This is a genomic window from Candidatus Flexifilum breve (genome assembly GCF_016713355.1).
Map to the genome: position 1 here is coordinate 639,751 of NZ_JADJPI010000007.1, position 26,014 is coordinate 665,764.

The 26,014-nt window shown below is 55.5% G+C and carries 14 protein-coding genes and 2 pseudogenes; 8 read left to right on the top strand and 8 right to left on the bottom strand.

The features are described from left to right. Nucleotides 1-218: 218 nt before the first annotated feature. From IPK17_RS08360 to IPK17_RS08380, 5 genes and pseudogenes are all read right to left on the bottom strand, one after another. Nucleotides 219-843: pseudogene (locus IPK17_RS08360) on the bottom strand (DsbA family oxidoreductase). An 89-nt stretch (nucleotides 844-932) separates the two neighbouring features. Beyond that, on the bottom strand, nucleotides 933-1,448 hold the full coding sequence (locus IPK17_RS08365; RefSeq protein WP_343417294.1) for a dehydroquinate synthase/iron-containing alcohol dehydrogenase family protein: 516 nt from the start codon (nucleotides 1,446-1,448) through the stop codon (nucleotides 933-935). After that, nucleotides 1,354-2,076: pseudogene (locus IPK17_RS08370) on the bottom strand (iron-containing alcohol dehydrogenase); the annotation flags it as partial. The gene IPK17_RS08365 and the pseudogene IPK17_RS08370, both read right to left, overlap by 95 nt. Nucleotides 2,077-2,793: 717 nt before the next feature. Continuing rightward, on the bottom strand, nucleotides 2,794-4,236 hold the full coding sequence (locus IPK17_RS08375; protein ID WP_343417232.1) for a DUF4139 domain-containing protein: 1,443 nt from the start codon (nucleotides 4,234-4,236) through the stop codon (nucleotides 2,794-2,796). 320 nt (nucleotides 4,237-4,556) lie between these two features. Next, entirely contained in the window at nucleotides 4,557-5,993 is a 1,437-nt protein-coding gene (locus IPK17_RS08380) for a DUF4139 domain-containing protein (RefSeq protein ID WP_343417233.1), read from the bottom strand. A gap of 203 nt (nucleotides 5,994-6,196) precedes the next feature. Between IPK17_RS08380 and IPK17_RS08385 the strand changes: the two genes are divergently transcribed. Continuing rightward, nucleotides 6,197-6,466, top strand: coding sequence for a hypothetical protein (locus tag IPK17_RS08385; protein ID WP_343417234.1), 270 nt, complete (start codon nucleotides 6,197-6,199; stop codon nucleotides 6,464-6,466). 25 nt (nucleotides 6,467-6,491) lie between these two features. Here IPK17_RS08385 and IPK17_RS08390 read toward each other — a convergent pair whose 3' ends face one another. Then, nucleotides 6,492-7,706, bottom strand: a complete 1,215-nt coding sequence (locus tag IPK17_RS08390) for an aminotransferase class V-fold PLP-dependent enzyme (protein ID WP_343417235.1) — start codon at nucleotides 7,704-7,706, stop codon at nucleotides 6,492-6,494. 361 nt (nucleotides 7,707-8,067) lie between these two features. Here IPK17_RS08390 and IPK17_RS08395 point away from each other — a divergent pair, with 361 nt between their 5' ends. After that, nucleotides 8,068-11,637, top strand: coding sequence for a CBM96 family carbohydrate-binding protein (locus tag IPK17_RS08395; protein WP_343417236.1), 3,570 nt, complete (start codon nucleotides 8,068-8,070; stop codon nucleotides 11,635-11,637). An 88-nt stretch (nucleotides 11,638-11,725) separates the two neighbouring features. Here the strand turns inward: IPK17_RS08395 and IPK17_RS08400 are convergent, their stop codons facing one another. Then, nucleotides 11,726-12,490, bottom strand: a complete 765-nt coding sequence (locus IPK17_RS08400; RefSeq protein ID WP_343417237.1) for a hypothetical protein — start codon at nucleotides 12,488-12,490, stop codon at nucleotides 11,726-11,728. Nucleotides 12,491-12,975: 485 nt separating this feature from the next. Between IPK17_RS08400 and IPK17_RS08405 the strand changes: the two genes are divergently transcribed. The 6 genes from IPK17_RS08405 (at nucleotide 12,976) to IPK17_RS08430 (ending at nucleotide 22,468) form a co-directional block, all read left to right on the top strand. Then, on the top strand, nucleotides 12,976-15,276 hold the full coding sequence (locus IPK17_RS08405; protein ID WP_343417238.1) for a glycosyltransferase: 2,301 nt from the start codon (nucleotides 12,976-12,978) through the stop codon (nucleotides 15,274-15,276). A 118-nt stretch (nucleotides 15,277-15,394) separates the two neighbouring features. After that, nucleotides 15,395-17,008 carry an ArnT family glycosyltransferase gene (locus IPK17_RS08410; RefSeq protein WP_343417239.1) on the top strand — a complete coding sequence of 538 codons (1,614 nt, stop codon included), beginning with the start codon at nucleotides 15,395-15,397 and terminating at the stop codon, nucleotides 17,006-17,008. A 77-nt stretch (nucleotides 17,009-17,085) separates the two neighbouring features. After that, nucleotides 17,086-18,408 carry an alkaline phosphatase family protein gene (locus tag IPK17_RS08415; protein ID WP_343417240.1) on the top strand — a complete coding sequence of 441 codons (1,323 nt, stop codon included), beginning with the start codon at nucleotides 17,086-17,088 and terminating at the stop codon, nucleotides 18,406-18,408. Further along, nucleotides 18,405-20,051, top strand: coding sequence for a hypothetical protein (locus IPK17_RS08420; protein ID WP_343417241.1), 1,647 nt, complete (start codon nucleotides 18,405-18,407; stop codon nucleotides 20,049-20,051). Before IPK17_RS08415 ends, IPK17_RS08420 begins: the two co-directional genes overlap by 4 nt. 84 nt (nucleotides 20,052-20,135) lie before the next feature. Beyond that, nucleotides 20,136-21,272 carry an endo-1,3-alpha-glucanase family glycosylhydrolase gene (locus tag IPK17_RS08425; RefSeq protein ID WP_343417242.1) on the top strand — a complete coding sequence of 379 codons (1,137 nt, stop codon included), beginning with the start codon at nucleotides 20,136-20,138 and terminating at the stop codon, nucleotides 21,270-21,272. Nucleotides 21,273-21,316: 44 nt separating this feature from the next. Further along, complete coding sequence (locus tag IPK17_RS08430; RefSeq protein WP_343417243.1) at nucleotides 21,317-22,468, top strand: DUF3179 domain-containing (seleno)protein; 1,152 nt, start codon at nucleotides 21,317-21,319, stop codon at nucleotides 22,466-22,468. On the opposite strand, the gene IPK17_RS08435 is transcribed toward IPK17_RS08430, so the two are convergent. Continuing rightward, the gene (locus tag IPK17_RS08435) at nucleotides 22,465-25,695 is read right to left on the bottom strand and encodes a winged helix-turn-helix domain-containing protein (protein ID WP_343417244.1); all 3,231 of its coding nucleotides are present in this window, start codon (nucleotides 25,693-25,695) and stop codon (nucleotides 22,465-22,467) included. The genes IPK17_RS08430 and IPK17_RS08435 overlap by 4 nt on opposite strands. Between the last annotated feature and the right edge of the window lie 319 nt (nucleotides 25,696-26,014).

Sequence of the window (26,014 nt, forward strand, 5' to 3'; positions counted from 1 at the left end):
TTTATTGCGTCCGCTTTTAACAATCGAACCATTGTAGGGACGCGCTTCTGCGCGTCCGTGGTCGGCGGACGCGCAGAAGCGCGTCCCTACGAAGACGTATTCGGCTTGGCAGGCGCTGTTGGCTCCCCTCCCTGAATTCGGGGAGGGGCCGGGGGTGGGGTCGGAAGCTAACCTTTTTCAACACCTGCACGCCTCATCGCTGATCCACGCGCCTCAGCTTAACCGCCCTGACTGGCCTGCTGTAACACACGCACAATCCGTTCCGGCGGCTGCGCTCCGCTGAAGGCGTACTTCTGGTTGAGGATGAAGAAGGGCACACCCGTGATGCCGAGTTCATGCGCGTGTTCGGCTTCCGCCTCGACTTCGGCCTGTGTCTCATCGGTGAGCAGCCGCGCGCAGTGCCTCCCCATCCAATCCGGTCTCTGTCGCAATCGCGATCAGTGTGTCGAGATCGCCAATGTCGCGCCCGTCGCGGAAATAGGCGTCATACAGCGCGTCGATCACGGTTTCGCGCTGCTCCGCTGGCGCGAGCGCGATCAAACGGTGGGAGAGCAGCGAATTGGGTGAGCGCTCGATCTGGTCGAAGTTGAATTCCAACCCGACAGCCGCGCCCATGCGGGTTGGCCCGTCGAACACCTGGCTGAGCTGCCGCGGCTGAATGCCCATTTTGGCGCTCAGATACTCGCGGAAGTCATAACCCTCGGTGGGGACATCCGGGTTGAGGAAAAACGTGTGATAGTGAATCTCCGCGTCGCCGCCCCACTGCGCCAGCGCCAACTGAAGATTTTTCTTGCCAATTCTGCACCACGGGCAGACAGTATCCTGATACACATCGATCCGCATCTACGTACACTCTCTCTAGGTCAACGCTAAAGCTCAGGCGCTCATTGTATAGAGGTATCGCTGCCTAGAGCAACGGCGGATTTAGGCGCCTACAGCGCCCGCGTCATGATTTCGGTCAGTTCGTCGTCAGTCAGCACGATGGGGTTGCCCTTCATGCTGCTGGCGTTCTTGCTCTTCTGCACGATTTCGGCGATGTGCGCTGGAGTCACGCCGTACTGGGCGAGGCCGGGAATCTCCAGCTCTTTCGCCAGTTCAGCCGCCCACACCGCCGCGTTGAATTCGAGATACTCCCCGCTGACCACCCGCGCGATATCGGCGTAGCGCGGCAAGACGAGGCTGTCGCGGTCGCGCTCCATCAGTGCGCGGATGTTCATCTCCATGACGAGCGGCAGCAGGCGCGCGCAGATCGCTCCATGCGGCGCGTCGAACATGCCGCCGAGCACACCCGGCGAAGCCGTGCACCGCCCCGAGCTTGGCATTCGCCAGCGACAGCCCGCCGAACAGACTGGCGAGCGCCATATGTTCGCGCGCCTGCGGGTCGCTCTCGTGATACGCCGGGCGGATGGCGCTCGCGCCGAGCAGAATGCCCTTGAAGGCGATTGCATCGGTGATGGGATTGGCGGCGTTCGATGTGTACGGCTCGATCACCTGCGTGATCGCGTCCATGCCCGTCGCGGCGGTGATGGCTTTCGGCAGTTGATAGGTCAGTTCGGGATCGACGAGCGCGACCTTCGGCAGCATCGACGGGCTGCGCAGGCTGACTTTCACTTTGTGCTCCGGCGAGGCGACGACCGCATTGCGCGTCACTTCTGCGCCCGTGCCCGCCGTCGTCGGCACGGCGATGTACGGCATCGACGGGTTGGCCAGCTTCTGCGCCTTGCCGATGACTTCCAGATAGTCGAAGATGTCGCCAGGGTTGGCCGCCAGCGCGGCAATCGCTTTGCCCGCGTCGATGGCACTGCCGCCGCCCATGCCGATCACAAACTGGGCGTCGGCCTCATGGTACTGGCGCACGCCCGCGCTGACGAGCGCGATATCCGGTTCGCTCACGACTTCAAACACGCTGTAGCTGATTTTCGCCGCATCCAGCCGATCCAGCAGGGGCTGCGCGCGCCCAACTGACGAGGTCACGACCAGCGCTCGCGCTCCGTATTCTGCTGCAATCCCGCCGATCTCGTTCAGCTTGCCCGCGCCAAACACGATGCGTGCCGCCGTTGCAAATTCAAAATTCATGCTAAATCCTTACCTACTTTATCTCGCTGCCGGGACGCGACAAACATGTCCGCAGAGCTTGGCGAAAGACAGAATTTCTCGAAAGGGGCTATTTGAAGCCGTCTAAAAGATCAGTTGTTTTCGCCTGTGTAGGGGAAAGCATGCCTTTCCCATATGTCAGACGCTGAATTGCACAATCCGGCAAAGCTCCTAACCCACTATTCTAAGCCAATGACCGTTTGTCAGCCAAAGGCCAAGGCAGGCCGGTAAGTGCGGAGAATGCCGTGAAACCGGGTTACCTGTCGGTCTTGGGCTTTTGCGGACGCGATTTATCGCGTCCCTACACAACCACACTTTTCTCGTAGGGACGCAATGATGCAGTTTAAGAAAACGATACGGATTACCCCTCACCCCCAACCCCTCTCCCACGCAAGCGGGGAGAGGGGAGAAAAGACGCTTTTGCTGGCTCCCCTCCCCGAATTCGGGGAGGGGCCGGGGGTGGGGTCGGTACTCCGCCTTCATAAGTTAAACTGCATAATCGCGTCCGCTGTCCCCAAAAAGACTCTATGCTACGGAGCGATTGGTCTGCCTTGGCCTGGTTTGTCGTATTTCGGACACTGCCTTAGATGAGAGATTCCCTACGGGCAAACCAGAGAGTAGGATTACTACTCTCTGATTATACAAAGTTTCAAAATCATGCTGCTTCAACAACGAGGCTCGTTCCTGCTGTAGCTACAGCTACTGCGGGAAGGTATACCGGACGGTGTACGCGATCACGGTTTCGCCTTGCGCGGGGACGGCGACGCGGTACTCAATTGTGTTCGCGTCGGTCTGCGTGTAGGGATGGGTTGAGCCCGTGATCGTCCAGTTCGACCAGCGGAACAGGTGCTCCGGCACGCGGATTTCCACCGAGCCTTCGTCCTTGCGGTTGCGCAGGTGAAGCTCGTAGGTCTCTTCCAGCACGGTCTGTGAAATGCGGTTGTAGTTTGTCTGAACGCGTTCGCCCACGAGGTCAAAGGCATTGCCGAGGTAGATCTGCACAGCTTCACCCTGCGGCGTGTGGTCGATCACGTTCTCGCCGATGAGCAGCGCTGCGCCGTCGACATCTTCCTGATACACGCGCACGCGCCCCGCCGGGAGATCCGCGCCCAGACCGCCGTCGGCCTCGGTTGTGAACTCCAGATAGGTCTGCACATCGGTGATGCCCCTGCTGCCATAGGACTGGTCGGCCATCATCGTGCCATAGAACCGGTAGCTCGACTCGTACACGTAGAAGGTATGCGCCGGGATACCCGCGCCGGTGATGAATTCAACCTGCTTGGTCTCGTTCGCGCCGACGGTCACCGGATGCGCGATTTCATACAATTGGTACTCGCTGAACTCCCGCTGCACCACGCCGCCGCCCCCGCCTGTAATTGGAAGCGCTGTTGGGGTTGGCGAGGGGCCAGGATATGGGGCGGCGATCGGTTCAATCCGGTTGACATCCCCGGCGATCAGCTTGACGAGCGCATCGGTGTAGCTCGTGCCGCTGTAGTTGGTCAGCGTGACCCACCCGTTGACATCCAGCGCCTGCTCGTCGCTTGCCAGCAGAAAGTTGTAGTCCGCCGTCCAGTTCATTCCGCTCGTCAGGTAGGTGAGCTGTAACTGCTGTTCGCCGCCCGTGGTGCTGTCGATCAACCAGCGCAGCGTCGGGCGCGTGATCAAACCGCCGGGCAGGTCGGGAAAGCGCAGGTCGCGCACGTTCGTTAGGCTGACGACGATCACTTGTCCATCGTCCTGCCGCAGAATGATCTCGCCACTGCGCCCGCTCAGCAACTGCCCGCTGTACTGCGTGCCGTCGGTTGCGATCACGGTGATCGTCTGGTCGAGGTAGCGTTGGAGCAAGGCGCTGCTGTCGACGAGATCGAATACATAGTTTTGTTCCAGAACACGGGTGCCAAACGGATCGGTCAGCGAGCGGAAGGTGACGGAGGTGGCATCGATGCCGGAGGCGACATCGGTGAAGTTGATAACATTCGTGCCATTCGTGAGGTTGAACGTGCGCCGATCCTGCACCAGCGCCGTCCCTTCGTTGTAAATCGTCAGCGCCACGCCATCACGCTGTCCGTCCCCTGCTTGTCCCTGCGCGAGGATCACGCTGCTGAGCAGCATGATCGCCAATAACAGCATCAGTTTCCGCATGGTAAGCCTCCTTGATCCAGATCGTGAGCGGATACAGGCTTAATCACGGTTATAACTCGGTATGCTGAGGAAAACGACTCCCCCTCTCCGCTCGGAGAGGGGGCCGGGGGGTGAGGCGAAAGCTGGCCTCACCCTGAATCTCGCTCGTAAACGAGAAGGTTTTGCTCCCCCTCTCCATTTGGAGAGGGGGCCGGGGGGTGAGGCGAAAGCTGGCCTCACCCTGAATCTCGCTCGTAAACGAGAAGGTTTTGCTCCCCCTCTCCATTTGGAGAGGGGGCCGGGGGGTGAGGCTGTCTTTCGCAGCGGGGGGTGAGGTTAGCCTATCGTGGGAACGTATACCGCACCGTGTACGTGATCACCGTTTCGCCCTGCGCCGGGACTTCCACACGATACTCAATCGTGTTCGAGTCGGTCTGCGTGTACGGGTGCGACGAGTTCAGAATCTCCCAGTTCGACCAGCGGAACAGGTGCTCCGGCACGCGGATTTCGACCGAGCCTTCGTCCTTGCGGTTACGCAGGTGAATCTCGTAGGTCTCTTCCAGCACGTTCGAGGCGATCAGGTTGTACGCCTTCTGGATGTGTTCGCCCACGAGGTCAAAGGCGTTGCCGAGGTAGATCTGCACGTCTTCGCCTTCCGGCGTGTGGTCGATGGTGTTCTCGCCGATCAGCAGCGCCGCGCCGTCGACATCTTCCTGATACACACGGATGCGCCCTGCCGGGAGATCCGCGCCCAAACCGCCGTCTTCATCCGTCGTGAATTCGAGGTAGTTCTGCACGTCGGTGATGCCCGTGCTGCCGTAGTACTGGTCGATCAGCACGCCGCCGTAGAAGGGCATGCTCGCATTGTACACGTAGAAGGTGTGCGCCGGAATCTCGGCGCCCGCCACGAATTCGACCTGCTTGGTCTCGTTCGCGCCGACCGTCACTGGGCGTCCGATCTCATACAGTTGGTACTCGTTGAAGCTGCGCTGCTCCACCGCGTCCGCGGCCGGGGCGGCTTGCGCTTCCATCCGCAGCATGCCATCCATCATGACTTCGGGTTCGGCGATGCGGTTGACATCCCCGGCGATCAGCTTGACCTGCGCGTCGGTGTAAGCCGTGCCGCTGTAGTTGGTCAGGGTGACCCAGCCGTTGAGATCAAGCGTGCTGTTATCGGTTGCCAGCAGCACGTTGTAATCCGCCGTCCAGTTGATGCCGCTCGTCAGGTAGGTGAGCTGCACCTGCTGGTCGCCCGTGGTCGCGCTGTTGATCAGCCAGCGCAGCGTCGGGCGCGTGATCAGTCCGCCGGGCAGGTCGGGGAAGCGCAGATCGCGCACGTTCGTCAGGCTGACGACGATCACCTGACCGTCATCCTCGCGCAGAATGATCTCGCCGTTGCGCCCGCTGAGGAGCTGCCCGGTGTACTGCGTGCCGTCGGTCGCAATCACATTGATCGTCTGGTCGAGGTAGCGCTGCAATAACGCGGTACTGTCCACGAGATCAAATACATAATTCTGTTCCAGCACGGTCGTCCCGGTTGGGTCGGTCAGAGAGCGGAACGTGACCGAGGTCGCGTCAATGCCGGACGCCACATCGGTGAAGTTGATGATATTCGTGCCTTCGGTCAAGCTGAAGGTGCGTCGATCCTGCACCAGCGCCGTCCCCTGATTGTAAATCGCCAATGCGACGCCATCGCGCTGCACGTCCCCCTCCTGTCCCTGAACCAGCATCACGCCCGACAGCAGCATGATCGCCAGCAGCACCACCAATTTACGCATGTTCAGCCTCCTTGATTGCCTTCAGTTAAAAGGGAAAAGTTGAAAGTGGCATTGATGACTGCTTTACTTTTAACTTTCTACTTTTAACTTTTGTCTCGTATCTTATCCTAAGACGCGCGTACTGCTCACTTTGTTCCATTTGCGCGGCGGTGTGGGTTGGGATACAACAGGCGATGTTCGGCATCGACATGAGGATTCATTGTATGAACACTTCCAGCCAGGTCGTCACCCTCTTGCAGCAGGCGATCAGCTTAACGGGGCAGGCGTCCCAAACCCTCGACAACTTGATTGTGGAACACGAATATCAGGACGTAGCCACGCTGATCACGGCGGCGGCGACCGCGCTGCTCGAAGCCTCCACCCATCTGATGCAGTCGCAGGATGAACCCGCGTGGGAGGCGCTCGAACGGGCGGAAGACCTGCTCGACGCCGTCTACGGCATCATCGACGGGGAAACGGACGAGGACAGCTAAACCCCTGGATAGTCTTCCTGCCCAGTTACGTCACGAATGAGCGGTTTTGGCTGTACGGTTGCCAACTGCCGTCTTCGATGACTGCGCCAATGGTCTCAATAGCTAGCCGCACTTCGTCATCCGTGTTGTAGAAGTGGGGCGCAATGCGAATCCCTGCTCCTTCACGGTAATCGATGACGATGTTTCGCGCCAGAACCGCGCGGCTGATGGCATACGAATTTGGCATGTTGAGAGTCACTGTACCTGCTCTCGTGTCTGATTCTCGCGGTGTATTGATCTGGTAGCCCGCCTGTTCCGCCAGTTCCATCAGCCTGCTCGTCTGGCGGATCGAGTTGGCGCGGATGTTGTCGACGCCCACCTGCGTGATCACATCGATGCCGGGTTGAATCGCATACAGCGAGGCGATCCCCGGCGTGCCGTTGGCGAGGCGGTACGCATCATCGCGCGGCACAAACTGATCCACATCGAAAGCGAACGGGCGCTGATGCGCGAACCACCCAGTCAGGCGCGGCTGGAGCGTCGGCAGCAGATCGGGGCGCACGTACATGAACACCCCGCCGGGGCCGCCGCACATCCATTTGAGCGTGCCGCCCACGTAGAAATCGACGTTGGCCGCCGTCACATCGACGGGGATGATGCCCACGCTGTGATAGCCGTTGAACAGCACCTGCGCGCCGACCTGCTGCGCTTTCGCCGTGATCGCCGCCATCGGCATGATGTAGGCGCTGCGGAAGAGCACATGACTGAGCGAGACAAGGCGCGTGCGCTCGTCAATCGCCGCCAGCAGTTCGTCGGTATCGATGGTGATGCCGTCGCGGCTGCGGATCATGACGACTTCCATGTGCGGTGGCAGGTTGCGCGTCACGCTGTACACGTCCGATGGAAAGTCCTGATCGCAGATCACGACCTTAGTGCGCCGCGAGTCGCTGAAATCGAGCGCGTTGATCAGAATGCTGTTGGCGATGCTGGCGTTCTCGTGGACGAGTACGCTCCCGGTGGGCGCGCCCAGCAGCGGCGCGATCTTATCGCCGACCGCGCGCTTGAGTTCCCACCACGTCGGGTTGTCTTCATAAGCCTGACCCCACGCGCGCACGCCGAGCGTCGCCCACGTATCCGCGAATTCGTGCAGCTTGGCGTAGACGGCGCGCGGCATCGCGCCAAGTGAGTTAGAAATCAGATAGGTGCATTGGTTGAGGATTGGAAATTCATCGCGCCATTGTAAGATACGAAGTTGACTCATGGATAATCCTTCTAATGGAAGCATAACACGCTCTAGGGATCATCTTCTCCGGCTTGACCTCCTTCGAAAGAGACCTGAGTATTAGGTTTACCACATGAGGTGAAGGTCAACCAGTTGGGTTGTATGCACCGAAAGCGTCGAGGGTGTATGGATGCATACTACCTAATTATGCTTTCCGCATTTAAACTCAGAGTCACCTTCTGAAAGCTATCTGCAAGATCTTGATGTCATTATATAAATGGGTGCAACTGTATCTTGTGATTTTCACAGGAACAGCTGTGTCCCATACGCTATACGAATTTGGATGAGCAGTTGCGAGAGCCTATCAATGGAAAATCGAAGACTACAGGTTATTGTCCTTTTGCTCTCTATCATCATTTGGTTGCGTCCGGTGACGCCCGCATTGGCGGACCCGTTCTGCAATTCATCGATGCCTTCGGGGGCGAGCTACATCGTCCAAATTTGTATTACTGCGCCGGCTAATAACGCCACGGTCAGCGGAACGATCCCCGTGACCCTAACTGCGACGATCACAGGCAGTTCGACGGGTATTGCGAACCTGATAACCTACTTAAACGGTGCGTATCTACTCTCGGAATTTGCGGCTCCGTACAGTTTCAATCTCCCAACAAATCAGTTTGTCGACGGCAGCTACACACTTGGTGTTCTGGCGGACATGCGGGATGGCAGAGCGACGGCGCTCACCAACATCAACCTGACCTTCAGTAACGGTGTTACGACCCCGCCGGTCAACTCCAATACCTTTACGATTCACACGCCAAGTCCAGCAGCGGGTCAACCGTTGATCGTCGCCGCCACGGGCGACGGCGCCAGTGGGGAATGGCCGCAAGTCACCGATATGATCGAGAGCTGGGATCCTGACCTCTTCTTATACCTTGGTGACGTGTACGACAAAGGTACATATACCGAATTCCTTAACTGGTACGGCACCCCATCGACTTACTTCGGCCAACTGCGCGATGTCACCAATCCAATTGTGGGCAATCATGAGTACGAGAATGGTGCCGCACCGGGATACTTTAGTTATTGGGACAATATCCCGAACTACTATAGTTACAATGCGGGCGGTTGGCACTTTATCGCGCTCAACTCGACGAGTGAGTACAACCAGCTTATCCCTGGCAAAGCTGAGTACCAGTGGTTAGTGCAGGATCTACAAAACAACACTGCCGAATGTACGATTGTCTACATGCACCACCCAATCTTCAACAATGGCGACCAAGGTGTTTTCACCTTTATGGCTAACCTATGGCCGCTGCTTGCAAGCAATGGAGTGGATCTCGTCCTTGCCGGTCACGATCATACTTATCAGCGCTGGGCGGCTCTCGATGCTAACGGGAATGTGTCACCGAATGGCGCAGTGCATATTGTCGCCGGCGGTGGTGGGCATGGTATCCGGAATTTTGTGAACAACGCTTCCCGGATGCTGGTAGGTTACGACACATCTCCCTTTGCGCTTGGTTCGCTGCGCATGGAACTGAACGTACACGGTGCGAATCTCCAATATATCAACTACCAGGGTATTGTTCTGGATTCGAGTGCAATCGCCTGCAATGCGAATCTAGTGGACACCACGCCCCCGACTGCCCCCGTGAACTTGACGGCGACAAACGCTGGGTATGTCAACCTTAACTGGTCACCATCGTTTGATAATGTGGGGCTTCAGGGATACCGCATCTACCGTAATGGCGTCCAAATTGGGATTGCAAGCGCCGGTAGCCTGAATTACACCGACTTCTCCATACAGCTTGGCCAGACTTATACCTATACTGTCACAGCCACTGATCTTGCCGGTAATGAGTCCTCGCCCTCGAACTCGTCACAGATTACCACCCCGCTGACAGCAACTTTCACGCTCACTGCTGTGGCGGATGCTTACGTCACCAATCTTTCGGGGTCAAGCAACTCCAACTTTGGAAATAGCACAACGATCCGTACCGATCTGTCGCCCGATATCAACACGTATCTCCGCTTTATCGTGCCTAGCTTACCGGCGCCTGTTACCAGTGCGACTTTCAGAGTCTTCGCGAACAGCACTGCCCCGAGCGGCTTTACGTTACAGGCTACGAACGGGGGATGGACTGAAACTGGTATCACTTACAATAACGCGCCGGCGGCCGGGGCTGCCATCGGAAGCTCGTCGGCGACTTCGGGTACTTGGTCGACTATCGACGTCACCTCGGTCATTTCGGCATCCGGTGAAGTCAACTTCTTCATGAATGCCAACGCCGACACGAATATCAATTACAGCAGTCGCACAGGCGCCAATCCCCCGCAATTGGTCATTCAACTGTCGGCCAGCAATGCGCCTACCGCCACGCCCTCCAACACACCGACGGAGACCCCGACCGCGAGCGCTACGCCGACGGCCACATCATCTGCCACGCCAGCCAACTCACCGACGGCCACGTTGACTCCAACACCGGGGACGACACAGTCCACGCTGGGCCCGATTGCGGATGCTTACGTGAATCAGGCAAATGTGACGATGAATTACGGCGCGACTACGACTCTAAGAACTGATGCCGCGCCGTCCGTGCTTCGCAGCTACCTGCGGTTCGACACCTCTGGCATCAACGGAACAATCATTAATGCCACTTTGCGGATCTACGCAAATACGGGTTCGAATATCGGCTACCAGATTCAATCAACGACTGGCAATTGGACCGAATCGGGCGTGAATTACAGCAATTCTCCCGTACCTGGCACCTTGATTGGCTCATCCGGATCGGTTTCGGCCAATGGCTGGACAAGCGTGGATGTGACGTCTTACGTGACGGCATCAAGTAGCCTTAACTTCGCTCTGACGTCACTGGATAGCACGGCGATCAGCTATGGAAGCCGCGAAAGCGTAAATCCTCCACAGTTGGTGATTACGTTTGGCTCCGTTCAACCGACGGCGACCAATACTGCGACCGCGACTGCCACGGCGACGAATACGCCACTGCCACCAACCAATACCTTTACGCCGACTGCTACGCCGACTGCTACGGCTACGTCGTTTGGCCCGACGGCCACGCCAACGGATACAGCAACAGCGACCAATACGCCGCTCCCGCCAACACCTACGGCAACCGCTACGGCAACCAGTACGCCGACGGCCACGCTTAGCCCAACGCCGACCGCAACCAGCACAACCCCGGCGGCTCAGCAGACGATTACGATCAACGCTGTAGCAGATGCCTACGTAAGTGCTGCCAGTGCGGGGACGAATTTTGGGCAAGCGACGACATTGAACATTGATGGCTCGCCCCTCATCAGTTCGTATTTGAAGTTCACCGTGCCGCAGTTACCGGGCACAATCAGTAGTGTTATGCTGCAATTCTTTGCGCAGACTCCGGCTGGTCAGGGTTACGGCGTTCGCACATCAAGCAGTGCGTGGGATGAATTGACGATTACGTCCAATAATGCCCCTGCGGTCACGGGTACCGTGATCCAATCAGGGAGTGTGTCAGCTAATAGCTGGTCGACCGTCAATGTCAGCTCATTAGTGACAGGGGCAGGGGATGTCACTTTGGTGATAACGGCGAATAACAGTACGTTGGTTCGCTTCGGCAGCCGCGAATCAGCCAATGTTCCGCAACTCGTCATTGTGGTCAACGTGCCGCCGGCCACCGCTACGCCGACAGAAACGCCGACTGCGAGCGCTACGCCGACGGAGACCCCGACCGCGACCGCTACGCCGACGGAAACGCCGACTGCGAGCGCTACGCCGACGGAGACCCCGACCGCGAGCGCTACGCCGACGGAGACCCCGACCGCGACCGCAACACCGACGGAAACGCCGGTTCCGACCGCGACGCCGACGGAGACGCCGGTTCCGACCGCGACGCCGACGGAAACGCCGGTTCCGACCGCTACACCGACGGAGACGCCGACCGCGACGCCAACAGAAACACCGGCGACATGATGAACTGCTAGATCACTGAAAAGTTAGCCTAAATCGAACCGCCACTGCATCCCACAGTGGCGGTTTGGTTACAGCACAGGATCTATGCTTAGGGTGCGGCTGTGGCGATACCGGAACCGGAAAGAACTGTTTGACTCCACGTACCGGTTTGGCTGTCAAAAATAAAGTCGACTACAGATTCGTCATCGCTCAAAATGACTTCCAGATTACTGTAGGTGGGGAATCCCAGTGCTTCATCAAGTACAGTGACTACAGCGTCGAGCGTGGTTTCATTGAGCATACCGGGCTGTAATTTCATTTCAAGATAGACAATGGGCGCGCCATCGGGAGACTCGTCGACGTCGATCAGGAAGACTTGACGAGTTTGAGGCAGTTCTAGAAGCTGCTGAAGGATGGCGTCCTGTAAGCTGGACTCGGCTGGGTTTTCGACCACAGCCGTTGGCACGGGAGAAGCAATATTTGGCACAGGAGAAGCGATAGTTGGCACGGGAGAAGCAACCGCAACAGTTGCTTCTCCCGTGTTTGCGAGTGTCGAGACTGGCTGAAAGTCGTTATTCGAAGCCAAGGTAGGCAGCGTGATCGCTGGTCTTGCTGTTTCCCGACCTAGAATGAAGGCGGCAACTGCGAGCTCGACAGCTAGACCCGCGAGGATTACGGTCACAAGCAACGTTTTTCGGCCGCGCGCCGATTGCCGCCTCGTACGCTGATCGCGTTTCTGCTTTAGGACTTTAATCCGGGTGGCAACCGCCGGGTGATCCTGAAAAGGGCGCAGTACCGCGAGCGCTTCTGCGTACTGTTGCGTTTGAGTATGACGGTCAGCCAGCTTTAGCGCGCGTTTCAGTTCAGGTGTCATTTTCATTAATCCAGTTGGTAATTATCATTGCGTGCGTCTGCAAGTTCTATGAGCTTGAAAGATCTATAAATAAGGTAAAGGCAAGCAGTCGTCTAAGTGAGTATTTCTACCGTAACCCATGTGCTAATCAAACATCATTTTACAAACTTAGGATCTTGCACCGTATTTGTGCAAAGTGAATCGCAAACACTTTTGCAGCCCCAACGCTGGTTCAGAGCACACTTTGACTGCTGTTTGACGAATTCTTAATGAAAAACTGCGAGTTTTGAGCGGAAAACAGCTGTTCAAAACCGTCATTACAAAGTTTTAGCTTATTGTAAGCTGATTTCTTCATAATTTGGATTATCAATTTGGGTTATCGCTGTAACTCAGATTTCATTCCTTTTATCACACAATTCAAGACTTGCGCTGATAACCCAAGCCCTACTCCGTGCTTTCCGGTACGGAGCAACGACGACCGCACTTATGAGCAAAGGAAACACACAATGGACAACTTACAGAGGACTTCAACTCCCTTTGTCCAGCAATCGGTTCTGCCCCTTGCCGGACCCGTGTCCTTCTCAATTGTGGTCCCGACCCGCAATGAGTCGGGAAACATCGCAACACTACTGAAGCGCGTTGGAGCAGCTTGCAAGTCCCAATGCTCAGAAATCATCTTTGTCGATGACAGCACGGATAATACACCAGAGGTTATTCGGAAGTTGGCAGATCAAGAGACCGAAATTCAGGTTCGGTTGATTGCCCGCCCACCGGAGCGCCGCAACGGTTTGGGCAAAGCTGTGGTCGAAGGGCTGAAAGCTGCTCAAAACGACTATGTAGTCGTGATGGATGGTGATTTGCAGCATCCGCCGGAGGTGATTACGGGGCTGTTCGACCGCATCCAGAAACAGGATCTCGATGTGATGATCGCCAGTCGGCTGGCGCCGGGCGGCAGCACCGACGGGCTGAGTCTCTATCGTAAGTTCATTTCGTATAGTCTCGCTGTCGTGTCGCACATCGTCTTTCCGCAGAGCCTGCACAATGTAAGTGACCCGATGACTGGGTTTTTCCTCGTCAACCGGCGTCAGCTCAACCTCGATCAGCTTGAGCCGAACGGCTTCAAGATTCTGCTTGAGATCCTCTGCAAGCACCCTAAGCTCAAGGTTGACGAAATGCCGTTTGAATTTGGCGAACGGCTTTCGGGTGAAAGCAAGGCGAACAGTTCTGAGATGCTGCTGCTCTTCAAGCAGATTTTCCGCCTGCGCTTTGCCGCGGTCGCGCCGGTTCTGCAGTTCTTGGTCGTCGGTTTGACCGGCCTGGTCGTCAATACGGCCCTCATGGCATTGTTCACTGAGTACCTGCAGATTCACTATTTGGTCTCCGCGCTTCTGGCGACGCAGGGTTCAACCCTGTGGAACTTCCTGTGGACCGAAAAGTGGGTCTTTAAGCAGCGCACCGGGCTGCAAGCACCGTTGGTGCAGCGTATCAGTGTCTTCTTTGTCATCAACAATATTCTACTCGCGCTGCGCAGCCCCTTGCTCGCGGCGATGGTGTCGGGTCTCGCAGTTCATTACGTTGTGGCCAACGTCTCGACCCTCATGTTCATGACCGTTCTCCGTTATTTGCTGGCTGACAATCTCATTTGGCGTACTGAAAGGACAACAACAACCATGCCTAAGGCAAAACTGTGGTACTACGATATTCATGGCATTATGAAGGTGCGTTCGGAACAGCGTTTACCTGAATTGAAGTACTTCCTGACCGATAAGCCGGTCGAAAATCCGGACATCGACGTGATGATCGCGATGAACCCCACCGCGCATAAGGAGAAAGACTCCATCGTCTACGAGGAGATGTTCAAGGCGCTCGGTTTCAGCATCGTCATTAACCGCTCAGATACTGTCTCCAAAGTCTATGCATCACAATTGGTGAAGTTTTCCCCACATGTGTTGTATACTAATGTGGTCGAGCCGCTGATGCGCTGGGGCTTGGTGCGCAAGGGTTACGCACTGATGCACGGGGCGAGCATCTCCTTCGAAGGGCAGAGCCTGTTCATCACTGCGCAGACGGATACTGGCAAGACCACGACGATCCTGTATACGCTCCAGCATAATCCCGGAGAAGCGCTTTTCCTGTCTGACGATATGACGATTTTCAGCGAGAATGGTCAGGTCTTCAACTATCCGAAGCCGCTGACGATCAGCCAGCATACACTGCAAGCTGTCGGCGCTGCTCCCCTGCCGCTCAAGAAGCGCCTGTTCCTGAAGGTTCAGAGCCGCCTGCACTCGCGTGGTGGACGGCGTGTCGGTATGGCGATGAGCGAGAACGGCTTCCCGGCTGCCACCTTGAGCGCGATTGTGCAGGCCTTTGTCCCACCGCCCAAGTACATGGTGGATGAACTGGTGCCGGGGACGGAATATGCCAAGAGCGCGCAGCTCGCCCACATTGTACTCATCGAACGCGGGCCGGATATGGAAACGAATATCAATGATCTCGACAAGGCGAATATTCTCGTCGCCAACGCGGAAGATGCTTATGGCTTCCCGCCGTACCCGGCCATCGCCGATCAGTTGAGCAACTGGAAGGGTTCGGATCTGCATAAGGCTGAACGTGTCGTCGTCGAGTCGGCCATTGAGAACATTACCGCGACGCACCTGCGCAGCTCGAGCTATGGTTGGTACAAGCGCCTGCCGTATCTCGTCAAGCAGATGCAGACGAAGCCGATTATGAGCGACCAGGATCTCAATCGCCTGTTTCGTCCTGCCTTGACCGAGCAGGATGTCAAGTACACGGAAAGCGGTGATTAGTTCCGAGTAACCGCAGCGGACAACCCACAATGTGGGTTGTCCGCTGCTTTCACGCTTATTGACATCAGTCAAACATCTTAAAACGAAATTGTTGCGGATTGAGAGCGCACAAACGTACATGGCATCAGCCTCTAAAAGCTTCATCGACCTCGTTCTTCAGCGTTCCCTCGGTCCAGCAGTGACCGATCAAACTGTAGACCAGGGGCGCATTACTCAGCGAAAAATAGTGCTAGCGCATGTGGTGGCGCTGTCTATCGTCTTGATACTAGCCCTATTCATTCGTCTCGTTAACATCAATGCGTTGGGCTACAATAGCGCTGAAGCGGTCTATGCTGGTCAGGGCGCTTCGATCGCGCAGATTCCTGTCCTCTCCGAGATTTTCCCTGTCTTTCGCGCGCACCCTCTGCTTTTCCAGTTCCTTGTGGCGGTTTTTTTCAAAATCTTCGGCCCCTATGACTGGTTGGGACGTTTAGTCTCGGTCGCGATTGGCATTCTCACGGTTCTGATTCTGTATATTATGGGCTGTCGGCTCTATGGTCGTCGAGCCGGGTTCATTTCCGCGCTGCTGCTAGCTGTGATGCCCTATCACGTGGTCGTCACCCGCCAAGTTCTGCTAGATGGTTCCATGACGCTGTGCGCTACGCTCACGCTCTATCTCATGGTGCGCTATTACGAAACACAGCGTTCCTTATGGCTGGTAGCTGCTGGGGCAGGGATGGGACTGACTTTTCTGGCCAAAGAGACGGGCATTCTGATGGTCGGTTCGATCTATGCCTTCTTGGCCCTCTCGCCGGAAATTCGCATTCGTTTGCGGGATATCATCTTTTCGGTCGTGGCAATGGTGATTGTGATGAGCCCATTTCCACTTTCGATTCGATTCTCTGGGGCAACCAGCACGAGCACGGCTGGAAACTACATTATCTGGCAGCTTTTTCGCAGACCGAACCACACCGCCGACTTTTATCTTACGGTTGTGCCCCCTGCGATTGGCCTGCTGGTGATCGCCGCGGCCATTGTCGGGTTGATCCTGCTGCGCCGCTCTAGCGGTTGGCGCGAACGCTTGATGCTGACCTGGATCATTGTACCGATCGTCTTCTTTCAACTGTGGCCAACCAAAGGTTTTCAGTACCTGCTTCCCATCGCTGCGCCGATCATCCTGTTAGCGGCGCGTGCGCTCACACAACTGCCTCGACGCTCGTTTCGGCTCGGGAAGTTGAACCTCCCACAACCTATGATGGGTATGGCGATCGCTTTGGTGATTGCGGCCTCTTTGTTCATGACGAGTTGGGCGCAAATTCAGCCGACGCAGTCAGATACGTTTTTGGCGGGCTCGGGCGGCATCCCCGGTGGCCGAGAAATGGGCACTTGGATTCGTGAGAATGTTCCCGCGAATTCTTTGTTCATGACGATTGGACCGTCGATGGCGAACATTATCAAATGGTATGGCTATCACGATGCGCTCGGAATTTCGGTCAGCCCGAATCCGCTGCATCGTAATCCATCGTACGATCCGGTTCTGAACCCGGACTTTCAGTTACGAACCGGGGATTTGCAGTATATCGTTTGGGATTCCTTTTCGGCTTCTCGGTCAACCTTTTTCTCAGAAAAACTGCTATGGTACGTCGAACGTTATCATGGGCGTGTTGTCCACACGCAGACGGTTCAGGTGACCACCGCCGATGGAGAGATCATCGAAAAACCAGTCATCATAGTTTATGAGGTTCACCCGTAATGAAGTTTCAAGCCATGCGAATGTTTTCTATGCTGCGCCTGTTGGTTGTCTGCTTCCTCCTTCTGCTAGGAAATGGAGTGCACCTTCAGGCCCAAGATGATGAGCCGACGGCTGAACCACCGACCAATACGCCGATTAAGCACTTCCTCTTCTTGATGCAAGAGAATCACTCGTTTGACAACTACTTCGGTACGTACCCCGGGGCTAACGGCATCCCCGAAGGAACGTGTATGCCGTATGATCCCAACGATGAGTCGTTAGGCTGTGTAGAACCGTTTCGACTGGGCGAAAATGATGTCGAAATGGATGATCCGGATCACAGCGAAGAGACGCATGCGGTTCAATACAATGACGGGCTGATGAACGGTTTCGTCTATGCGTTGGAACGGCGTTCCCAGGATGGACGACTGGCGATGGGTTACTACGATGGCGAAACGTTATCGTATTACTGGAATATCGCTGACGAATACGTCCTGTTCGACAATTTCTTCAGTTCGGTGCATGGGGGTAGCTTCGACAACCACATGTACTGGGTTGCAGGGCAGACGGTGGTCGCCAACGCTAATGAAGATATGCAAGTTCTGCTCAACAACACGCCGACCATTTTCGACCGTCTGGAAGAACAGGGCATCAGCTGGAAGTTTTACGTCCAGAACTATGAACCCGGCTTGACGTATCGGACGGCAAGCCTGTATCCCATGAACCGCGCGTCACAGGTGATTTGGGTTCCCCTACTCAATATGGATCGCTTCCTGGATGATCCCGTGCTCAACAGCCGCATCGTCAATCTGGATGAGTATTACGACGATCTCGCCAATGGCACCCTCCCCAGTGTCGCGTTCTTGGTGCCTTCTGGCCCGAGCGAACATCCGCCGTCCAACGTCGTTTCAGGCGCGCGCTTTGTGCGGTCGCTCTTGCAGCGTTTGATTCAAAGCGACTATTGGGAATCTTCGGCGTTCCTGTGGAGCTACGATGATTGGGGCGGTTGGTACGATCACGTTCCCCCGCCGCGCGTCGACGAGTTCGGCTATGGATTCCGCGTTCCCGCGCTCTTGGTGAGTTCCTATGCCCGGCAGGGGCATATCGATAGCACGCTGACGGACTACACCTCGGCTTTGAAGTTCATTCAGGATAACTGGAATTTAGAACCGCTGGCCGATCGTGACGCGCAGGCCAATAGTATCGTCAGCGCTTTTGATTTCACCCAGCCACCGCGCGAAGCCGCTTTTGTTCCGTTTGAACGCGGCGAAGTCGAAACCGCGCCGAGTCCGCGGCGAGATGTGATCTTCATCTTCTACGGCATGGCGATCATCGCCACGGTCGTGGTCATTGTGCTAGCGCAGCTGCGTTCTCGAAAGACACAACCGACCGCTACAGACACACCCAGGGAGGAAGCATGATTCGACAAGTATTGCGCTTCATCGCTGTAAGCTTGGCACTGATGGTGGTGTTGGTCACTACGGTGCAGGCACAGGAGACACCGCTTTCCGCTTCCACGCTGTGGTTGACGCCGATTCTCGACCAGCAAGCAACGCTCGGGTTGGCGGTTGAGGCCGTATTGACGAGCGCTAGCGGCGACCCTTTAGCCGATATGACGCTGTCAGCCTATGTCGACGGCGAACTGCGTGCCTTCGTATTGACTGATGATAACGGCCATGCATTGATCGCGCTGGGCGGACGCATCCGCGCCGGAAGTCATACTATTCGCGTGGATTTCGCGGGAACATCGGATTATCAGGCGGTTTCCAGGCAAACGACGGTCAGTCTGGCTGAAGCTATTCCTCAGCTTGATGTGCGTGAGGCCCAAATCAACCCGCCTCGCTTGGTGATCCACCCGGCGGCCGCGGTTCCGGTTGGCCGTTCTATCGTCGTCGACATCCAGATCAGTAACGCGCTGGGACGTGCCTTGGGCAATCTGCCGCTGGTGGTCTATGTGGATGGTGTGCAGGTGCGGCGCGCGCGTACCGACGAAGATGGACTAGCCAGCATCGGCTTAGGGAATGAGTATAGTGTCGGTACGCATGACGTCCAAGTGGACTTTATCGGTACTGAGGCCTATGAACCGGTCAGTGCTACCCGGTCGGTAGTCATCAATCCGATTGAATTGACGATTCAAACCATTCCGCCGCTTCCGAATATGCCCTTTTCGTTCAATGGTTCGCTGCTGGAAACCGATACCGATGGAGTCGTCCGCACCTATGTATCGCAGCCCGGAACGTATCCCTTGGTCGCACTGCCCATCGAGAACAATCAGGTGGATGGGTCGACGCGAGCCGAATTCCAGCGCTGGTCAGACTCGGTTTTTACTGATGAACGGGAAGTCGAACTGACCAGTAATGAAGTTCTGCAGGCGGGATACACAGTTGAGCACCTGATCAGCATGACCTTCAATGATCTTGACAATCAGCCGGTGCAAGAAGATCGTGTTGATACCATCACACTGCGCAGCAGTGCGGGCGATCACCTGACTTTTGAAGATGGTCAGACCCGGTGGTTGCAGGCCACGCGCATCAATCGGCGGCGCGAAGGTTTGGAGGCGACTACGATCCAGTACTCAGTCGAGGAAGTAATCGTCGACGGATCAAATGTCGTGAACCGATATCAACAACGGTTCTATATCAATCCGAATGATGTCTGGGAAATTCAACTGCTGCTCTACCATGCTGTGATCCAGGCTCGTGACGCGCTGTTCAACTTTCCGGTTGGCACTGGTATCAATGTGACGCTGCCTTCCGGCGAAACGATTTGCTATCCGTACAATGCGGATAATCGACTGGAAATTGGCCCGATGGGTCGCGGGACCTACCAACTGCAGGTCGTTGGGGCCGCCGGTATGGCTTCGGTGACGCCGACCGCCCTCACCCGCAATCAGGTCGTGGATCTCAAGGTGCTAACGGTCGTAGATATGGCGGTCGGTGTGGTCGCCGGCTTGGTTGTCGGGTTTGGACTTTTGTTCTACGGTCGTCCATTTTTGCTGAAGCTGCCTCTGCGCATCGCTTCAAGTCAGGCGCGCCGCCTGCAAGCCCGGCGTAAACCGTCGTAAGCAATGCAGACGTTGGCAAAACTCCGGTTACCAGGTGTAGAACCACAAAGGGCAGTTAAGCATATGAGTATGAGGCATCAAGCATTGACCGCGTTGGCGCGACTACAAAAGATTGTCGCTGTGATAATGGCGCTGACCGTGTTGAACATTGGCCTCCCGATGGTGGCAGGGCAGTCACCGGAGCGTAGTCCAGTGCTTCAGGATGCCTCCATCGACCCGATCCCGATGATGGCGTATTACTACATCTGGTTTGATGTGACCTCCTGGAATCGCGCGAAATCCGATTATCCTGTGTTAGGTCGCTATAGCAGTGACGACCGCGCCATCATGGAACAGCATATCGAATGGGCGCAGGCTGCCGGCATTGATGGTTTCATTGTCAGCTGGAAGAGCACCTTTCAGTTGGATTCGCGGCTTGAGCTTTTAATCGAACTGGCGGACGCGCATGACTTTCGTCTCTGGATCATTTATCAGGGGCTCGATTTTGAACGGAACCCACTGCCCATCGAGCGCATCGAAAGCGATCTTGAATATTTCATTGAAGAATATTCCGCGCATCCGGCTTTCGCAACTTATGATCGGCCTGTGGTGATTTGGTCCGGAACGTGGGAGTTCAGCCGCGACGAGGTGAATGCCGTATCCAACCGAGTTCGTAACCGTCTGCTGCTGCTCGCGACTGAACGCAATCTGGACGGCTATAATCGTCTAGCCGATCTCATAGATGGCAACGCTTACTACTGGTCATCGGTCAATCCGGCGACCTATCCCCGTTATCAGGAAAAACTCGACGAAATGGGTGCGGCGATTCACGAGAATGGCGGATTATGGATTGCACCGGCCGCCCCAGGTTTCGACGCCCGTATGATCGGGGGGACGACGGTCGTCGAGCGCAATGATGGCGAAACGCTGCGCATCCAGCTCAACACAGCTTTGAACTCAAATCCCGATGCTATCGGACTCATCAGTTGGAATGAATTCAGCGAAAACACGCATGTCGAACCCAGTGAACTCTACGGCTCGCAGGCGCTGGATGTGCTGCGGGGACGTGAGTCCGCCGAAATTCCGTTGCCGCTGGACTTCGATTCGAGCGATCCGGGGACGACGAATGTATCAGACACGTATTCTTTGTCAGTTCTCGTAGGGCTCGGCCTGTTTATGCTGGCTTGCTTTGCGATTGTGATTTATCGTTGGGCAGTCACTAACACCAAAAAACAGGTATAGGCAGGCTAACCATGGAAATGCGCTCGAGAACCCTAGCTTTCTGTATGCTGCTGCTGATCGGACTGTTGTTAGCGCTGCCCGTATTGGCGCAAGAGCCGCCTGCGACGGAAATACCGCTCACTCCCATCATCGCTCTGGACGAGTTGATGGTCGATAGCTTTAGCAACTTCAGCAGTCGTCTGGTTCCGTATTCCCAGGTGACAGACGAAGTATTACGCAGCGCGCGCAACCGCCTGCGCCCGTTCTGCGCTCAAGCGCCTGTTTGTCTACCCGTAGCCTATGAGTCGGCAGCGAATGCGAGCACTTGGCTTCAGCCGGACAGCCTGGTCATTGGCTATAGTGACGCCAGCGGCCAAGCGTATGCTTATCCGTTGCAAATCATGCTGTTTCATGGCCTTGTGAATGATACTATCGGGAATGAACCGATCCTCGTTGTGTATAGTATGTATACCAACCATGCGTCAATCTATTCGCGGCGCAGCGACGGGCAAATCCTCGAATTTGGCAACTCCGGCATTTACTACAGCAGCATCCCGCTGATGTATGACTTGCAGACCGAGTCTCAGTGGCTGCAGTTGAACGGCCAACAGCTTGTTGGCAGCGTGCCGGGTCAACAGTTGGAACTGCTGCCGTTTGTAGTGATGCCGTGGCTTGATTGGCAAGCTATTCATCCGAACACCGTCAGTCTCGCCCGGCGCGCCAACTATGTGGATTATCGCAACAATCCGGCGGCCAATTATCGCACCAGCGTTAACCTCGGTCGCTTTGCCTTTCCGGTAACCCGTACCGTTCAGGCCGATCGTCAGCTGCGCTATGCGGATCAGGTCTATGTAGTGACTGTGGGTGATGAAACTGCGGTATTCCCCGTCAACGCGCTCGCCGATGGCATTACACCGGTTCGCATTGGTGACACCGATGTTCTGCTTTTGCGCCAGACGGTCGGTGGCGAACCCGTGCTCGCGAGTCATCTGCCTTTGCTGGAAGATGGTACGCCCGTCATGCTGGTCTATGATGAAGTCGCGGTCGAATGGTGGGATCGCGAGACCGGCACCGTGTTCGAAATCACCGGTCAGGCGATTAGCGGGCAATTTAGCGGGCAGCGCATCGTCAGCGTCCCTGCCACATCGATGTATTGGTTTGCTGCTTTGGCCGCTTACCCGAATCTCACACTTTACTCGGAAATCACCGCTCCCTAAGGCTCATGGAAGATGTAGCCCACCCCCTGCTGTGTATAGATATAGCGGGGGCTGTCTGCTGTGGGTTCCAGCTTGCCCCGTAAGCGGCTAACATTTACCCACAGATACTGTTTCTCATCTCGATACTCTGCCCCCCAAACACCAGTCAGAATCTCTTGGTATGTCAGCACCTGATCACGATGCATCACGAGCATTTTGAGAATTTCATACTGTTTTGCGGTCAGGTCGATCAACGTATTGCCCAGGTAGACGCGCCGGCGGGCGAGGTCGAGATACAGTTCGCCAATTTGCACGGGGGCGGCGGTTCGGGCATTGATGTCCTTGCGCTTGGCAATAGCTTTGATCTGCGCCAACACTTTATCGCGATCAAGGGGCACGGTGAGATATGCATCCGCTCCTTCCATGAGCGCTTGCACGCAGGCCGTCTCAAACTCCGGTAGCGCGATGACGATAATCGGCGTATTGCTCTGCGCGCGAATTGCCTGACACACAGCCGAGATATTCATGTGCGGGCTAGCGACTTCCAGCATCACTACATCCACATGCGTGAGTTTCAGTGTCCGGATCGTCCCCTGTAGCTCGGTTTCCATCATCAGTTCATTCGCGTTGGCGGTTAACACACTATACTGCTCAGCCAGCAAGTGTTTTTCAGACTCGAGAATGAGTACATCCAGACCATGAGTTGTGCTGGCCGCTTTGGCGGTCACCTCAAGCTGATCTCCGATCTCCTCATCTGTACCGCCAGTCGTCGGTACGATCATGTCGACGACTAAACCCCAACTGCGCCGTTGTTCGACGCGAATGCTGCCACCATGCCCCTCGATGATTTGGCGCGCCAAACTCATTGCGATCGTCACTGCGCGTTCGGTAAACGTTAACCCTTCTTGGGACAGATCGAAGACGGATGCCAATTGGGCGTCGTCAAGGTTGGCGGTTCGTTCGTGAAAATTGATCAGGATATGGTGATGCTCTGGAACAATATTGATTGTGATGGGGGCCTGACCATGACGATGATACAGGAAAAACCGGATGATGTTGTCCAGCGCTTGTGCCATATAGTTTGCATCAAGCTGTGCCGTCAGACGTGGGGGTTTCGCAACCACCGTGATCTGACCCCGATAGTTTGACATGATCCGCGAACTAAGACTGGCTTCGATAAAGGCAGTTGGATCGATTTCCTCAAGCTCTAGCTGGATGAGATTAGCATTAAACTTCTCAATCTCTAGGAGATTTTTCCAGAGTTGTATGCCTTGGTGCAAATTCTGCTCAGTGCGGCCGAGTTCGCGCAGATGCTGCTGTGGCTTTACGAGCGAATATCCCTCTGTCAGCAGACTCAACTGATGTTCGATCCCCAACATGTAGACGAGCAAATCTTCTTGCAGCCCGTTGCTGGCCGTCATCGCGAGCGCAGTCGACGCCACCGTCGATTGTTCTCGCCGGCGCAAATACCCGATCCATCCGACTTCAACCGGGCTCACTTCCAGCCGCGAGAATTCCACTGTAAAGGGGAACTCCAGTGTCGCATGCCACATCTCCAGCACGGGGTATTCGTCCTTCGAGGGCGAGGGCATAAGCATACGGTCGAGTGCGGCGGTCAACTGCTCGAATGTGCTATCTGGTGTTTCGGTGGTGTCGGCCAGTAGTCGGAGTAGTTTAATAAAGTTCTTCCCAACGATCTGGGATGGTGCTATACCCGACAACTCAGTGAACTGTGGATTACACAGATTGACCACGCCTTGCCCATCCACGAAGAAAATGCCTTCATGGATACTCCGGAGTACGCTTTCCAGGCGGCTCTGCTGTTCTTGCAGCGAGTGGATGATCATGTTGCGTTCGACGATCTGCCCTGCCGCGTGCATGATGCTTTCTAAGAAACTGAGGTCGTTGACGGCGAGCCGCTTCTCATCGAAGGTGGTAAAGAAAATACCACCGAGCAGTGTCGCGCCCACAATCGGAATCAACGTGAGGCTTTGCGCGCCCATCAGTTTGAGCAATGCGGCTAAGCGTGGTTGCGTCACGTCGCGCTCATGAAAGATGACTGGAGCCATCGTTGCGTCGAGCTCACCCATGACCTGATCCAACACCCCTTCGTCGAAGAGCTGCTGCATAAGCTCATCGATCTGGGAATCAGTGGAATAAACTGTCAACTCAAAGCTTTGCAACTGGGGATTCAACAACCAGATGACTACTTGCTTGATGTCCTTGATTTCGCTGACGCGATCATAGAGCGTAGTCAAGACTTCCTTAGCGGAGTCGAACTTCGACAAGGTTTGCCAAACGTGTACCAGTTGGCGGGTTGAATGAATATCAGACTCGCGATCGTAATTATGGCGCACATTGAAATAGGCTTTAGCCAAATGCGTCGCGATCAACTCATAGGGCGCCAGATCTTCTGTCGAGAAAAAATTACTCTTCGCGAACAGGGCGAGCGACCCCATGAGTTGACCATTGTGCCGCAGTGGGAGGATCAGTGCTGACTCTGGGTTATCGATGATCGGTATAGCTGAGTAGTAGGGGTGCTTCAATACATCCGGGATCAGCATAGAAACCCCGGATTGCAGAACTTGTGAGAGCGGATTGTACGGATGCACCTTTGCGCGGCTCTCATGGAAGCGTGGGCGATTATCCGCCGTGACTGTCCCGGCATACAGATTCAGCGTGTCATCTTGTTTGATGACGATAGCGGTGCCACATAATCCCAGATTTCGGCACAGGGCTTCAATGCTATCAGCAAGAAACACCATGGGATGCTCGGTCAATTGGAACTGCTGGGTGAGCATACTCACCGTGTGGACCATATGCGTACGCCGCTGTATAGCATCCAGTTTTGCTTTTTGGAGTTTGAGTACTTGTAGGCGATACGCGAAATTTTCTTCAGTAATGGATTCCATAACCAGGTCACTGACACCGGCTTCCAGTAGTTTCGTATGAAACTCCAGATCCCCAGGTCGGACAATCAGCGCGATGACTGTTTCTGGAGAGCGGAACCGAATTTCTTGAATGAGCGCGAGCAAGTCAGAATTGAGATCGACGGTGTCCAGCAGCACGATATCATATGACACTGCCACCAGTTGAGGGAATAGATCGAGTTCGCTTTGTATCCACTCAACTTCGCCCGAGCGTTCCAATACCTCACGCCAGACAAATGTTCGTTTGGACAATACCAGGAACTCTGCTGCAGATAGGAAGTTTGCAGCCGCCGCTGTTGCCGTGTAGTGCGTCACCATGCAGTTGTGTACCTTCAATGTGTCTCTAGTGCTTAACCGTGTGTCTCTGTGCGAGAATCGATTAAGACTCACTAGGCGTAAAGCGCTTAGTGAGTTGGTCGACGATATGTGATCCCGATGAACGACACTTAGACGAACTAACCCTTCACATTATTAACGCAATTTAACAGAAATCCCTGGTATAAATACTTAACCTTTGCTTTAGATTCGATTGATGTGGCATAATATGACAATTGTTACTCTAGACTCAAGTGTGATCAAGGATTTATGTCAAGAAATTGCAAGGTAATAAAAACACTTTAGTCAAGGTAAATCTAAC

What these genes read in the sequence shown, in the direction of transcription:
- IPK17_RS08375 (WP_343417232.1), bottom strand. Translation starts at nt 4,236, where the DNA reads ATGCGGAAACTGATGCTGTTATTGGCGATCATGCTGCTCAGCAGCGTG.
- IPK17_RS08400 (WP_343417237.1), bottom strand. Translation starts at nt 12,490, where the DNA reads ATGACACCTGAACTGAAACGCGCGCTAAAGCTGGCTGACCGTCATACT.
- IPK17_RS08385 (WP_343417234.1), top strand. Translation starts at nt 6,197, where the DNA reads ATGAACACTTCCAGCCAGGTCGTCACCCTCTTGCAGCAGGCGATCAGC.
- IPK17_RS08420 (WP_343417241.1), top strand. Translation starts at nt 18,405, where the DNA reads ATGATTCGACAAGTATTGCGCTTCATCGCTGTAAGCTTGGCACTGATG.
- IPK17_RS08380 (WP_343417233.1), bottom strand. Translation starts at nt 5,993, where the DNA reads ATGCGTAAATTGGTGGTGCTGCTGGCGATCATGCTGCTGTCGGGCGTG.
- IPK17_RS08365 (WP_343417294.1), bottom strand. Translation starts at nt 1,448, where the DNA reads ATGCAATCGCCTTCAAGGGCATTCTGCTCGGCGCGAGCGCCATCCGCC.
- IPK17_RS08405 (WP_343417238.1), top strand. Translation starts at nt 12,976, where the DNA reads ATGGACAACTTACAGAGGACTTCAACTCCCTTTGTCCAGCAATCGGTT.
- IPK17_RS08390 (WP_343417235.1), bottom strand. Translation starts at nt 7,706, where the DNA reads ATGAGTCAACTTCGTATCTTACAATGGCGCGATGAATTTCCAATCCTC.
- IPK17_RS08410 (WP_343417239.1), top strand. Translation starts at nt 15,395, where the DNA reads ATGGCATCAGCCTCTAAAAGCTTCATCGACCTCGTTCTTCAGCGTTCC.
- IPK17_RS08430 (WP_343417243.1), top strand. Translation starts at nt 21,317, where the DNA reads ATGCTGCTGCTGATCGGACTGTTGTTAGCGCTGCCCGTATTGGCGCAA.
- IPK17_RS08435 (WP_343417244.1), bottom strand. Translation starts at nt 25,695, where the DNA reads ATGGTGACGCACTACACGGCAACAGCGGCGGCTGCAAACTTCCTATCT.